The following is a 14,458-nucleotide window of genomic DNA, read 5'->3' on the forward strand; positions in this document are numbered from 1 at the left end:
CCTTGAACAATGAAAGTATCGCCACTTACTAATCCAGAATAAGCAGCTGATGTGGTAACTAATGAAGCAGTCGTAGTTCCGTCATACACCTTGTTATCAGCAGTTACACCAGTAATAGTTAAATTAGCAGCTGTAATATTTGCTGTAGCAGAAGGTTGCGCTGTTAAAGTATAGTTAGTACTAGGAGCAGTATAACCAGAAATAGTTACTGTTTTGGCAGTGCCAACATTTACATCCGCAAAGTTAGCAATAGCAGTACCTGTAACTGAGAAAGACTCACCATTAACTAAACCCACGTAAGCAGGAGTTTCTAGAGCAGCAGTAGTTGTTCCGTCGTATGGTTTATTATTTGCAGCAACTGAAATAGTAAGCGCTTTTGCAGTAACTGTACTTGATACTGTTGCTACATTAACACTAGTTGCACTTGCACTTGACAATACAATATTACCACTATAAGGAGAACCTGCAACAGTAGCTGTTGAAGATAATCTAACATAAACGGGTGTAGAAGCTATTGTTCCTGCAGCACCTACAGTTATTGGAGAAGCATTAGTTCCAATACCACTTGTAAAAGTACTACTTGTTGAAACTTCATAACCAGCAGGTGGTTTTACAGTAATACCTGCAGACATGTTTGCTCCAGAAACTGAAAAACTAGTATTTGAAGAAGCCGTACCGTATGTAGTATTAACAGCAGAAAGTGTTCCTGATGTTGAAATGGTTGGCGTTGATGCTGCAGTACTTGATGATACCGTAATATCATCTATACCTAATTCTGGTCTTGAACCAATTGTACCACTAGCTGTAAAGTAAACCCATCTTACATAAACTGAGGATTGACCTTCACATGCTGCTGGAAGTGTTTGTGAAAAATTCTGAGAATTACCAATTGCTTTATATGAACTTGAGGTCGCTAAAGATGAATATTCTGTTGAACTTGACACATCAGTCCATGTACCGCCGCTACCAACTTTATATTGTAATCTAATAGATGTGGCTCTATCTTGTGTACCACTAAACACTGAAGCACCTATTGTTCGTCCGGTCCAAGCAACAATGATTGTATTTCTACTTGTTGTATTTAAACCAACAACTGCTGCCCCTACTTGGCCGCCGCCTGTATTAGTACTTCCTGTATTTACAAAACTTAATCCATTTGTACCTTGACCTGAACATCTTGTTTTTGATGTAAAACTATAAGCAATAGAATAATTTCCTGTAAAAGAAGTTGATAAAGTAGGATCTGCTATAGCATGCTGCCAAATATACATATTTGAAGGATAAGTTCCCGCAGTAGATGTACTAGCCCATGATGCAAAAGTATAAGAAGAGCCGGTACTCATGTCAAAAAGAGAAGGATTTGTCTGCCCCTTTATCTCATTAGCTCCAAAGAACAGCACTAAAGTCAATACTCCAAGAGCATTTACTTTAAAACGATGACTTTGACTAAGCTTCATTTGCCCATAGACAGAGGCCGTGTTCTTTTGGATAAATCCAAAAATAGAATTCATAAATGTGGAAAGATAAGAAACCAAGAAAATGTGGTTACCACTTTTTTCTAACAAATATGAGCTAGCGCTCAAACTGTTTTTAGAACTTGTTGCTACCGCTTTTGAAAAACTACGACCCAACGAACTAAGCAATGTATGTAAAATTGATTTCATAGATGAAATTTTTTATATTAGATTGTGTCAAAAATAGAAAAGGATTTTAATCGTTCAATACAGTCTAAAGTTACTATTGTGTTAACAAATAATTATTTAGCAATTAGTCGCTTTTTTTTGCTTTTTATCGGAAATAAAATAAAATTATTAACAATAAAACCTTCCTAAAAGAAAATTGTTAAAAAAAAAAATCTTCCTAAAAATAAATTTGTAGGAAGATTATTTAAAAATTACACCCAACGGGTTAAATTCGAATGTTTAATTCAAAATTTTTCTATAAAAAGATAAGTTATTGGCAGTTATAATTTTTAAAACTAAAACTTGTTGCGCTGTTGGTACAGAAAATTGAAATTCAGAAGTAGTTAGATTTTTAAAATCATGGATGATTCTGCCTTGAATGTCATAAACCACAACTTCACCAATTAGTGTCTTATCAGATTGGATAGTAACAAAATCATGTGATTTAAAAACGACAATAGAAGACGATAAATCCGAAAAATCAGAATTAGAAAGTGATGTATCGGTATACCGCAACACAAACCGATCATTAAAAGTTCCTTGATCAGTTGTAAAAACGTAAGGGGCCTGTCTTAAATTAAAAATAACATGAAGCAATTTATCTTCTAAATAAATAGATTGCCCTTGCTCAAATAATCCATCTACTTCATTAATAGCAATTTTGTAGGCTCCAGAAGAGTCAATGGTTATTCCTAACGGTACTTGATCATTTATATCAAAGGGTAACGATTTTCCTTGAATAATATAGGGTTTATTATTTATAACAGAATATATTTTATTTTCAGGACCCATTGTGATTTCTGCATCATACATTCTATCTTCATCATTAGTTGCGTTTTCAACATAACCAATTAAGGTTCGTATAGGATTGTTATTTGAATCTAAAAGATCCAACCAGATTCTATTTTTTTCAGAAGCAGATTTATAAAAAATACTGTTATCATATGTTTTATCTCTCATTGAATTCAAAAAGGTTATTGAACCGCTTAAACTTCCATAATCTGTAACAGGATTTTCTGACATGGAAACATAGAACCCTTGTCCTGCTCCAATATAATAGGGTGTTGTAGTAGAATTAGAACCCCCAGTTCCATTAACTGTTATATAATCATTATAATAATTGTACTGAAAATTTTGATAAAAAGGACTAGTGCTAGAGGTCGGTGCATTAGTATGTTTCCAAAGTGAAACATTTCCATCTATTGAAGTATTATTTTGCAAGAATTTAATAATGGATATCGACGATGGATAAGGATTACCTAGTAAATTATAATTATCATTCAGCCCCGACAATGAACCTCTATTAATAGGTAAACTTAATGTTCCATTATTAGGCACACCTGTAAAATCAGCATTAATGGTTTGATTTGTCAATCCATACGAACTTGAAGTTCTTACAATATACCCTTTTCCTGGAATCATATAATCACCAGAAGCTGAAATCCAATTTCCTTGAGTACTATTAGCATTGGTCGCTGTAGGATCCCATTTATATTTATATCCTTGTGCGGGTGAAGAATAAATACCATCCAATAATTGACCATTGGAACCTGTACTATAAACTGGTGATGACCAATAAACATAATCATATCCATTCAACCCACTAACATTTCTTTTATAACGAATATTTACCGTATTAATTACCCCAACTGAATTGACCTGAACTAAACTCGATCCACTCTCAAAATTTAATATTCCGGGAGTTGCAGAAGCATCTACAATTACTTCGTTTTGAACGTTAAAAGTATCACCTGGAGATACAACGACATTTTTATTTGAATTAACTTTCAAAGAACAAGCTTCTAAATCGCCAGCACCTGAACCTGCAGAAGTATAATCTGAATCAAAAACTACTTGCTTTGTAGATGTAGGGGGGCCATTTATCCAACTACTACCATTCCATGTAGCCGAAGAAACGGTAATATTTCCTGAAGCAGAGTTAGCTGTTGAACAAGTTGAATTTTGAACTACTGCCCTATAATAAGTTGTGGTTGTTACACCTGTTGCAGTCAATGAAGTAGTAGTGTTTGAAATAGTGGATACACCTGTTGCAAAGGTACTGTCGGTTGAGGATTGCCAGTATAAAACTGAACCAGTATTTCCAGATAATGAAAGTGAAGTGTTTGCTGTGGAAGTACAAACGGTAGCACTACCAGAAACAGTTCCCCCAACAGAAGCTGGTGTAATAGTAAAAGGGCCAGCTGGAATTGGTGGTGTAACGGAACATCCTGTTGCTCCATTGCCAACTGTAACAGTATATCCACCAGAAGCTCCAAGAGTTGGAGTAAAAGTTTGATAAGCTGCAGTTGTTCCAGTCCAACCAGAAGGTAAAGGTCCGGGATTTCTTCTAATCCAAGTATAGGTGAGAGTTCCTGAACCCGTTGCAACAACAGTTAAAGGGGAAAAAGACCCTCCCGTGCATAAAACTTGTGCTGCAATAGGTCCAAAAGAGGATATTACTGGTGGCGCCAAAACTGTTATAGTATTACTTAATGAAGTTGCCGATTGACAATTAGGAGATGCTTGATTACTATAATTAACAGTTACGGTTTTGGATTCAGCTGTTAGCCAAGTTATTACCAACTTATTAGCTAAATTACTTGAAGCAACGGACGTTACATTCTGAAAATACGTTACTGTATAATCAGTACCTACAACACCAGGTATTGTCCATACATAATTAGATTTACTTGCTGCTGTAGTGTATGTTTGTGCTACATTTGTACAAACATATCCAGAGGGTTGAGCAGCCCAAGTTGGGGTACTTGGCAAAAAATACACTGTTGTAGAAGACGTAACTGATGCTCCAGAACAGGAGTTATAAGTTACGGTAGCAGAAAATGTAGCCGTACCCGAAACAAGTACCCATTGAACGGTTACGGTTTCTGAAGAAGTTGAACCAGCGGTTATGATGTAATCTATATTTAATACGGCGGCCGAAACTCCTTTAAGAAAAGTCCAAGAATAATTATCCATACCCGATTGGGTGGTGTAAACTATATCTGTGCTTGCACAAGAGTTGGTAGTAGCCGAAGAAGTAAAGGTGGGGGAAGAACCAGCTGTAACAGTTACGACTGCAGAACCTGATACTGGAGAAATAATGTTATTGCCACTATCCTTAACAGACACTATAGTGTAGGTTGTAGTTGATGCAGGTGTAACAGTTATATTAGAACCAGAAGTATAACTAGTTTTTGTAATTTGTGTAGTACCTCCATCTGGAGAATAAACTACTGTATATGGAGAAGTACCTCCCGTTATGGTAACATTAATATTTGCAGAACCTCCGGAGCAAATTGAAGTTGATCCCGAAATAACTGCACCTGTTGATGTTGGAGTACCTAAGAAGCTAACATTATCAAAACGCCAAGTTCCTGAACCAGTTGTAACCGAAGCAGGAGTAGTACTTTGCCTATACTGTCCTGATGACTGATAATAGGAAGCTAATAATCGAACTCCAAAATTAGGATTGTTATTAGCGGCTGTTATAGAAGTAAAATCAACTCTAATTCTTCGATAGGAATCTCCAGTATTTGTTTCATAACATCCATTTGTATTTATGGAACCTAAACAATAAGTTGTATTAATTACAGACATCGTAAAATTATTCCAAGTAGAGCCATCTGTGGTATATTGTAATCTAATTGTATTAGGAGCCGTATTTGAAAAACGCAGATCCCATGTAAATATAATATTAGTATATCCAGTTGTCCCAGCTTTGAATTGTACTCCATTCACTTCATTGGAACTCCCTGGGTCAAAATTTTGATGTTGCCAAGCATTCCCAGAATTTCCAGAGCCACAACCTGTAGTGGAAGATAATCCTTGAGCAGTAATAGGTGTTGCTAAATTAACAATAGCGGATGTTCCTGAACCTATATTTGGAGTAGGACTAGAAGCTGTCCCATTTAATGGATCATATGTCCATGAGGTAATAGTAGTTTGAGCATTAACGTGTAACGTAACTAAAAAAATCAATAAAAAAGTAAAAATTATTTTTTTCATTAATGTGAAAAATTTTGCTTTCATTTATGCTAGTAATAATTAAATTTTATTGAATTCTATGTCAGTTATAATTTTTGTGAAAATCAATAAAATTTTAAGCAAAAATAATTCAATACATTTAGAGACTACACAAAGTAATGTTATCTTATTGTAAACTAATAGAAATGTTAATAACTTGTTTCAAGCTGTTAATTACGTAAATATAGACAAAAATACGTGTTCGTTAATTAATTTAAAATAGAGTCTTTTGATCAAAATTCATATGATTTTATAATCACAACATTACACAGATTTATAACGTATTAGGTTTCAATAAATTTACATAGAGGTAATAGTAACTTAACATGCATTCCTAATTCCTTACCTATGTTTGTGAAAAAATTTAACATAATGCAAAAAACTACTTTTTTTATACTTTCAATTATACTATTACTTGGGTGTACCGAAGATAGGAATATTGAAAATAATGATGTTGTCATTGATCCTACAAGTGTCTTGATTCATTATTGGAATTTTAATACTATTACGGGCACTCAAACATTGGTAAACCCTGACGTAACCCTACTACCTTTGAGTGGTGCTTCAATAAGCTATCCTGGTTCGGGCGCTGGTTATATGGACACTTTTACACCAGGTTATGATAGCAACTTGCAAAATACTGAAGATGCTGGCTCTGGATTGCGCGCAAGAAATCCGAGTGATACAAGAAATTTAGTAATGGCTGTGCCAACAACTGGTTATAAAACTATTGTTGTTCAATTTGCAACAGCAGCAACATCAAGTGGGGCGCAAACTCAAAATTATTCTTACACTGTTGATGGGACCAATTATAGTAACGAAGGATTGAATACAACTACATTCAATTCAACCATTGATCCAATTGCTTCTTTGGTTTCTTTAGATTTTACTTCAATTACAGGGGTGAATAACAATCCTAATTTCAAAATAAAAATTAGCTTTACTGGAAGTAATGCCTCTGGAACTTCCGGAAACAATCGATTTGACAATGTTACCGTAAAAGGAATTCCAGTGAGTACGACACCCTTATATTTACTTCATTATTGGAATTTTAATAATTTAGCTACAGGCACTTTAACAAACGTAAATGCAGACATTTCTCTACTTTCTACAAGTACTGCTACTATAAAATATACGGGAACTGGCGCTGGATATATGGATCAATATACACCAGGTTCTGCTTTAAACCTACAAAATAGCGATGTTGCTGGATTAGGACTACGATTTAGAAATCCAAGTGATACTAGAAACGTAATCATCACTGCACCAACCACGGGGTATAAAAATGTAGTAATGAAATTTGCAACGGCAAGAAGTTCCGCTTCTGGAGCTTCCATTCAAAATTATTCTTATAGTCTAGATGGAGTTAATTTTTTAACAACCGGATTGGCAACAACCACATTCAATCCGAATATTGACCCCTCCTATGATGTAATTACGTTAGATTTTTCAGCAATAATTGGAGCTAATAACAATCCTAATTTTGTTGTAAAAATCAACTTTGGTGGAACAGAAGCATCAGGAATCTCAGGAAACAATAGAATTGACAATGTAACCTTTCAAGCCAATCATATATGATTTTTAAAATATACATCTGTATAGGAATAACTATTTTCACGCTTTCTGTAAATGCACAAAAAGTAGATAAATTAAAACCTATCAAATCGGTTTCCGTTAAAATTCCTGAACCCTCAGACATTTGTTATGATAGCAAAACGGATACTTTTTTCATTGTAAGTGATACAGGTGTTCTTTACGAAACCGATAAAGATTTTAATGTTTTAAAAAAACAAGTTCAAAAAGGAACCGACTTTGAAGCGGTTGCTTCTGACGGGAGTTTTGTTTACGCTGTAGATGAAAGCAATCGCACGATTTATAAATACGATAGTAAAACGTTCAAGCTCATTAAATCGACTGTAATTCCTTATGATGGCGCAAGAAACAAAGGGTATGAATCTTTTGACTTCAATAAAACAACAAACAAATTCGCTTTACTGACCGAAAGTAATCCGGTATTACTTTTTGAATTAGACACCGAATTCAAAATAACAAATCAAACCGATTTAAGTTCCATGGCAAGTGACATATCCTCTGCTCGATTTTATGACGGTTTTTTATGGCTGTTAAGTGATGAAGATATGATGTTGTTAAAAGTAAACCCTCAAACTTATGATGTAATAAAAAAATGGTCTTTGCCCGTTATAAATCCAGAGGGATTGGCCTTTGATAAAGAAGGAAATATCGTTATAAGTTGTGATGATATGCAACGTGTGTATTATTTCAACAATCCTGAAAAAAAATAAAATGAAAAAAAACATACTCTTAGTAATAGGAATCCTATCCATAAACACCTCATTTGCTCAGTTTGTCATTTCAAACGGAAAAAGTACTTTAGAAATTTCTAGTGGTTTTTCTGGATTTTATAATTATCGGGCTTTAAAATCGGGTGAAGTTGATGCTTCTAAAAACCGTTTTAAATTAAGAGATGCACAATTAAGTATAGATGGAAGAATAGGAAATGATTTTGAACTTTCTCTAAAAGTAGATTTTGCCGATATGGCAGCTAACAACATCAATACTGTTATTGACCCAGAGAACCCTGGACTACTAGATGCCAATATTACCTACAAAGGTCTTAAATTTATGGATGTTGAAATGGGGTATGGTAAATTACATTACTCAAGAAATACTATGGTATCATTTGAAAATAGTGCTTATTGGCAAGGTGCCGAAATAACAAGAGGTTCTGTTTTTTCAGTGCGTGATGTTGGAGTAACTTTTATAAAGAATTTTTGGAAACAAAGAGCCAATGCGTATTTAGGTGCTTACACCGGTCTAGGTGAACTTTCATTAAACGGCGATAACGACCCTAGCGGACAATTAGAATACACAGGCCGTATGGATGTTTCCTATCCGTCTCGATACAGATATACTGAAATTGACGAAAGACACACGCCTATTCCGATGTTTCAAATAGGGGTTGCAGGAAGATATGCTAATAAAAAACTACCTACGGGAACCGCTTTTCCAACTAATGCTACTAGTTCTTATGGATTGAAAGTTATTGATGGCGAACGTTTTGTTTATGGCTTTGATGTTGCATTTCAATATAGGGGGTTTTCTGGACAGTTTGAAATCCATCAAATGAAATCAAAACCACAAAATCCTAATGATCCCTTATTTCAAAATTACACTTCTGACCAAACCAATGGATACATCTTATCGGGAGGATACATCGCTCAGTTAAATTATTATTGTAAAGATTGGAGAACCATTTTATCATTAAGATATGAAGAGTTAGATTTAAATGATTTAGTTGATGGCAATGCCAGACGCTTTTCTCCTGCTATTGGACACAAATTAAAAGGAACAAATGCTATGGTTAAATTCCAATATTTTAATATCTTGCGCGATGAAAGTAGTGATACTCAAACTTGGAAAGAACAATTTAGATTAGGATTTCAATTTCAATTAAAATAAAATTTCAACTTAAAATTAAATAATTATGAATAAAAAATTACTTTTTACAGTAGCGTTAGTTATTACTTCAGTTAGTGTTTTCGGACAAATTAGCAGTCTACCTGCTACTGAAAGTTTTGGAGCTACATTTATAGAGGGAACCAATTCAACTTTTATTACTAACTGGACGGGAAATACAGTTGCTGCCCCATCTTCAAGGATTTTTAGAGATGATGTAGATTTTAACTCTGCTCCTGCTGCAGTAAGTATTATTCCCACAAGCAATTTTGATGGAGATGTTCAAGTGAGTTTGAATTTAACAAACTATCAATCGGTTGCTGTAAGCTTTGTAGCAAAATCAATGTTGAATGGCACTGGAACAAGAGATGTAGTGTTAACCATGGCCACTTCAATTGACGGAGGAATCACTTGGTTAGGAAGTACACCGGTAGCTTCTTTACCAAATACAAATCAAACATCTTTTACCTCATATACCTACTATCTACCAACAGAAGCTAATAATCAAAGTAGTGTGTTAGTTCGTTTTTTGGTTACTCGAGGATCTAGTGGAACTTCTACGGCTGCTAAATTAGTAATTGATGATGTAACCATCTCGCAATCAACTTCGCCACAAATTACTTTGAGTCAAACAGCATTAAGTTTTACTCAGGTTATTGGAGTGCCATCACAAAGTCAATCTGTATCAGTTTCGGGAAGCAATCTTGTTGGAAATGTAACGCTAACCGCTCCAACAAATTTTGAAATTTCTTTAGATCCAACAACTGGATTTACTGCAACATTAAACCTTATTCCTGCCTCAGGCATTGTAGTGTCAACACCTATCTATGTTAGACTAAATAGTACTTCTAATGGCAGTTTTTCGGGTAATTTAAGTGTTGCTGCTTCTGGTGTCACTGCACAAAACGTGGCATTGACAGGAAACTGTGTAACACCAATATTGACCAATCCCTCTCCTTTAGCGGTAACAGATACAAACAACTATTCGGTGCTAACACAATGGGATACTACCAATCCTGCTGGTACTTATCCTGCAAATATGGCTTTATGGAGTCACTCCACTGCTGATCCTGATTTAAATACTTTATTTACAGAAGATTGGAGCTGTCTTTATAGTCTAACTTCTAGAGCACGTTTTACTGGTGAGGGTGCTAATGGGATAGCTATGATAAATACAGGAAATTCTCAATTCACTGGTGTTTGTGACGGATCAGACGCTACTCAAACAACTGGTCTTTCTATTGCTAGTGGTAGAGCTGGTGCTATTGTATTAGCGCTTAACACAACTGGGGTTTCCAATGCCTATTCCATCAATATATATTGGACTGGTAGAACGATTCTACAAAATTTTAGAGCTTATGGCTTGAGAATGCAATATAAAATAGGAACTGCTGGTGGAAATCCAAATGCAGGTTGGATGGAATTTCCAACTACACAAGAGTATTTGAGTGGCACTGATAATACATCAACAAATGTAATAACAGCATTACCTTCAAGTTGTAACGGACAACCTCTTGTTCAAGTGAGATGGGTTTATTATTACATTAGTGGAACTGGAGCAAGAGCCCAACTGGCTTTAGATGATATATCCGTAGATGTGGCTACGCTTTCAACTACTGATTTTACTGACAACAATGCTGTTATCATGTATCCAAATCCATCTAATAAGGGAATCGTTTACTTTAATAAACCACAGGAAATGGAAGTGTATGACATAAGCGGTAAATTAATTTTAAGTAAAAAAGAGACCTCTAATTTCGACACTTCTTTATTTGCCTCTGGGATATATTTTATAAAAACTAGTAAGGGTACAAGCAAACTAATTGTAAAATAATCCGAATAAATAGCGTCAATAAATAATTTTTCAAGTTACAATAAAAACGCAATTAAAATAAAATTTCAGCCTGAGCTTTTCGAAGTAAATAAAGAAGAACCTATGAAAAGCTCAGTCTGACTAACTTACAAAATTGATTTTTTAAAAAATCAATCAGTAAATAGAGGTTCAAATTATAAAATTAGTAAAGGGTAACCTTTAATTGATCGTATTCATTTTTGATAGCTTCCCAAATAACCTGTTGATTATATCGGGTAGCAATCATTGAACGAGATTTAGTTTGGAGTTGATAAAAGAGTTGGCTGTTTTCAACAAATTCATTCATACTAAGTAGTAGGCTAACTGTATTTTTTACGGATACAATTACCCCATTAATACCTTCATTGATAATTTCATTACAGCCGTTAATATTGGTTACTATGCATGGTAATCCCATAGCCCCTGCTTGCATAACCACATTTGGAAAACCCTCTCGATAACTAGGGAAAATCAAAGCATTGGCCAAAGCAAAATAAGGACGTACATCAGCCTGAAAACCTGTAGTTAGGATAGCACTATTGTTTTGAATGGCTTCTAAAGTTATGGGAGTCAAAGGATCTAAATCGGCTTCGTAGTCTCCAACGAGTAATAATTTAGACTGAGGATGAAGAATTTGATGACTTGCAAAAGCAGCAACCATTTCGTTAATGCCCTTATCCGAAACCAATCGACCTACAAAAATAAATACAAAATCACTAGTTCCAATGTTTAAGCTTTGTCGCAAGTCAAGGTTTTGAGATTCAGTAAATAACTCTGGATCGAAATAGCCAATATCAATGCCATTACTACTACCATTGCCTAATACTTTTAATTTTGAGGAGGTACAAAATTTTTCTTGTACAATGATATCTTTCAACCCGATAGAATTCGGATAAATTTTGGTAGCACAAGCATAGGTTAGTTTTTCAACTAAATTGAGAATTACTCTTTTAATGCCAGTAGTTTCCATAAGTGGTAAACCCGCTACAGTATGAAGTCGTATAGGTACTCGGGCAAGATTAGCGGCTATCATAGTAACTAGACCTGCTTTAGGGGTGTGGGAATGTACAATGAATGGTTTTTCTTTTCTTAGGAAAAAGAAAAGTTTTATTATAGCCAATAAATCCGTAATTGGTGTTATTTTTCTAGACATTTCTAGTGGAAACGTTCGAACACCTTCTCTATCACCTACCCTACTGAGATACTCTTCATCAGAACTAAGGGCAATAACTTCATAATAAGCACTCATAAATCTTAATTGACCATGCAGTAGCTTGTCCAAAGAAATAGGAACGGTAGTAACACGAACTAATTTGGGTTTATTCATGATTTTTTTTTATAATGAGTAATGCCTTGACTAATAATATTTAACATGGCTAGGAGCAAAAAAGGCTGAAACATCATTTTGGTGCGCATAAATATACCCAAATTAGCATAACGTTCAATATAGATAACAGACGCCAAAAGCGAAAATAAAAAAGTAATTTTCATCCATGAAGGAAAAACTAGCAGAGTATAATAGCGGACAATAAATAATAAAGCTAAGATAAAAATAATAAGCATCAGCAAATTCTCTATACTGGCAAAAAACAGGGAGATAGAATAGGAATCAAAAAATAAGGGTCTGAAATGAAACGAAAATATTTTGTAAAAATAAGTATAGTCTAACATGGGCACATAAGAACCTGAACCCCTAAACGAAAGTAAAGCGTATTGATTAAAATGTTGAATGCGTTCCCAATTCCAATAGCGGATAGAGGAAACTTGGAATGACATATACGTTAGTGAGAACAAGAGGAGGCAACCTCCTGAAAATAAAAATAGTCTTTTTTTAAGGGAATAGCGCTTTTGAAAAAGTAGTAACAAGACAATGGAGGAAAAAAGCATCAAAGCCACATGTGGTCGAATGATTACAACTAGTAAACTTCCCAATACAAATGAAATAGACTTGAAATGACTAGTAGCAAAAGCATAAAAAATAGAAGCAATTCCAAAAAAAACAAAAGATTCTTTTCCTAAACTAGCAGTCCAATAGTGAAGATTGGGCAGCAAAAAAACCAACCAAAACAAAGTAGTTTTGTCAGTAATGAAAGTGTCTTTCATTACTATCTTTGCCCAACGAATCCATTGAATAATTCCCAAAAAACCTATAGTACTGTAGAGCAAAAAGCCACCCCAATAAGGGATGCCCATTTTTACAAAAGGATAATTTATAAAGAGAATAAAATCGGTGCCGTAATGAAAAAAATCAAACCAAGATTTTCCTTGGGTATAAAAGTTTTGAAACCAATATAACTGAGAGTCCGCTCTACCCCTTTCAACTCGAATTTGATAGGCAAAATAAGTAAAGATTAGATGATAACCCAAAAGGAGCCAATAGTATCTAGAGCTATTTTTAAACCATTTTAACACTATTGATAGGGTATTATGAATGCGAAAGATAAGGCTGAGCTAGTGCACGCATAGTAAGACTTTCCATGCCATAGGTTTGTTGACACTGTTGAAATACGGACAGAATTTGTTGCAATGCCTCCAGAGCTCCTTCAGGGTCTATACCAAAATTATGCGGATGCCACCATAGGTGATAGACTTCACCATTTTTAGCAGCATGTATAATTTCGTTTTTTATTCTATAAACACGTGCGCTGTTAAGCAGGGTTTGTGAATGTTGTGGTCTTAAAAAACGACTGGCTGGTTGCTCCACAACTCTTGAAGTTGGTATAGCATCTCCCTTATATGATTTTTTACTCAAAGGCAAATAAGCATCTCCTGTACGAGCTAATTTTGTAAAAATAGTATCAGGATTAGTAGCATCCCAATACCAAGAACTAGGATTAGTTCTAACCGTTTTAATTTGATTCTTTTGACAAGTTTCTAGATACGATTCATTAAATTGATTTCTAGGAAAAACAAGTGATTCCAGCGTGACAGAGAATCTGTTTGCTATTATAACAGCCTGTTGTAAATCGGCATTGAATTGTTCTCTCGTTTGACCTTTTTCTAAACAGTAATAATGAGAATAAGTATGAGAACCTATCTCCTGACCCTTAACACTTTGTATGGCTCTGATAAGTTGAGGTGCAAAAAAGAAACGGTCTAAACCACTTTTTCTATGTTTTTCTCCATACAAATAAGGATTTAAATCTAGATTTTGATACGTGGGCAATAAAGCAGGTTTGTTAACATGCCATTCTTCCCAGTTTTCATTAAAGAGCATGCCTACGGTCGCCCAAGTTACATGAACATTATTTTTTTCAAAGGTCTCAAGCAATTTTGGAATAACACTAAGCGTGTTATCAAAGTAAAGTAGTTTATCTTGAATAGCAATATGATCAAATAGACCCCATACCAATTCAAAATCCAGAGAAATGACTAAAGCGCCTTTTTTCATAACGAATAGCTTTAAGATAGATTAGGAAACAGA

General features: G+C 34.7%; 9 protein-coding genes. 4 read left to right on the forward strand and 5 right to left on the reverse strand.

Annotated features, from left to right (window positions below; all coding sequences use genetic code 11):
• Together ACOYLT_RS06845 and ACOYLT_RS06850 are read right to left on the reverse strand one after the other, a co-directional pair.
• A partial coding sequence (locus tag ACOYLT_RS06845) for a YDG domain-containing protein (protein WP_422853117.1) occupies window positions 1-1,664 on the reverse strand: 1,664 nt, incomplete at its 3' end.
• A gap of 258 nt (window positions 1,665-1,922) precedes the next feature.
• The gene (locus tag ACOYLT_RS06850) at window positions 1,923-5,687 is read right to left on the reverse strand and encodes a hypothetical protein (protein ID WP_422853118.1); all 3,765 of its coding nucleotides are present in this window, start codon (window positions 5,685-5,687) and stop codon (window positions 1,923-1,925) included.
• 390 nt (window positions 5,688-6,077) lie between these two features.
• Here ACOYLT_RS06850 and ACOYLT_RS06855 point away from each other — a divergent pair, with 390 nt between their 5' ends.
• The 4 genes from ACOYLT_RS06855 to ACOYLT_RS06870 are packed head-to-tail and all read left to right on the forward strand — an operon-like array spanning window position 6,078 to window position 11,016.
• On the forward strand, window positions 6,078-7,283 hold the full coding sequence (locus ACOYLT_RS06855; protein WP_422853119.1) for a hypothetical protein: 1,206 nt from the start codon (window positions 6,078-6,080) through the stop codon (window positions 7,281-7,283).
• Window positions 7,280-8,008 carry an SdiA-regulated domain-containing protein gene (locus ACOYLT_RS06860; RefSeq protein WP_422853120.1) on the forward strand — a complete coding sequence of 243 codons (729 nt, stop codon included), beginning with the start codon at window positions 7,280-7,282 and terminating at the stop codon, window positions 8,006-8,008. The genes ACOYLT_RS06855 and ACOYLT_RS06860 overlap by 4 nt, the downstream gene beginning before the upstream one ends.
• Window position 8,009: 1 nt before the next feature.
• On the forward strand, window positions 8,010-9,185 hold the full coding sequence (locus ACOYLT_RS06865) for a porin (RefSeq protein WP_422853121.1): 1,176 nt from the start codon (window positions 8,010-8,012) through the stop codon (window positions 9,183-9,185).
• A 25-nt stretch (window positions 9,186-9,210) separates the two neighbouring features.
• Window positions 9,211-11,016, forward strand: coding sequence for a T9SS type A sorting domain-containing protein (locus ACOYLT_RS06870; RefSeq protein WP_422853122.1), 1,806 nt, complete (start codon window positions 9,211-9,213; stop codon window positions 11,014-11,016).
• 181 nt (window positions 11,017-11,197) lie between these two features.
• Here ACOYLT_RS06870 and ACOYLT_RS06875 read toward each other — a convergent pair whose 3' ends face one another.
• The 3 genes from ACOYLT_RS06875 to ACOYLT_RS06885 form a co-directional block, all read right to left on the reverse strand.
• Window positions 11,198-12,361 carry a glycosyltransferase family 4 protein gene (locus ACOYLT_RS06875; RefSeq protein ID WP_422853123.1) on the reverse strand — a complete coding sequence of 388 codons (1,164 nt, stop codon included), beginning with the start codon at window positions 12,359-12,361 and terminating at the stop codon, window positions 11,198-11,200.
• Window positions 12,358-13,227: a hypothetical protein gene (locus ACOYLT_RS06880; protein ID WP_422853124.1), complete on the reverse strand. Its 870-nt coding sequence runs from the start codon at window positions 13,225-13,227 to the stop codon at window positions 12,358-12,360. The genes ACOYLT_RS06875 and ACOYLT_RS06880 overlap by 4 nt, the downstream gene beginning before the upstream one ends.
• Window positions 13,228-13,459: 232 nt before the next feature.
• Entirely contained in the window at window positions 13,460-14,425 is a 966-nt protein-coding gene (locus tag ACOYLT_RS06885; RefSeq protein ID WP_422853125.1) for a polysaccharide deacetylase family protein, read from the reverse strand.
• Between the last annotated feature and the right edge of the window lie 33 nt (window positions 14,426-14,458).

Source organism: Flavobacterium sp. (assembly GCF_049318185.1).
Taxonomy (GTDB): domain Bacteria; phylum Bacteroidota; class Bacteroidia; order Flavobacteriales; family Flavobacteriaceae; genus Flavobacterium.

Bases quoted from the DNA above. Each gene is read 5' to 3' on its own strand.
- ACOYLT_RS06850 (WP_422853118.1), bottom strand. From the start codon at position 5,687: ATGAAAAAAATAATTTTTACTTTTTTATTGATTTTTTTAGTTACGTTA.
- ACOYLT_RS06855 (WP_422853119.1), top strand. From the start codon at position 6,078: ATGCAAAAAACTACTTTTTTTATACTTTCAATTATACTATTACTTGGG.
- ACOYLT_RS06860 (WP_422853120.1), top strand. From the start codon at position 7,280: ATGATTTTTAAAATATACATCTGTATAGGAATAACTATTTTCACGCTT.
- ACOYLT_RS06865 (WP_422853121.1), top strand. From the start codon at position 8,010: ATGAAAAAAAACATACTCTTAGTAATAGGAATCCTATCCATAAACACC.
- ACOYLT_RS06870 (WP_422853122.1), top strand. From the start codon at position 9,211: ATGAATAAAAAATTACTTTTTACAGTAGCGTTAGTTATTACTTCAGTT.
- ACOYLT_RS06875 (WP_422853123.1), bottom strand. From the start codon at position 12,361: ATGAATAAACCCAAATTAGTTCGTGTTACTACCGTTCCTATTTCTTTG.
- ACOYLT_RS06880 (WP_422853124.1), bottom strand. From the start codon at position 13,227: ATGGGCATCCCTTATTGGGGTGGCTTTTTGCTCTACAGTACTATAGGT.
- ACOYLT_RS06885 (WP_422853125.1), bottom strand. From the start codon at position 14,425: ATGAAAAAAGGCGCTTTAGTCATTTCTCTGGATTTTGAATTGGTATGG.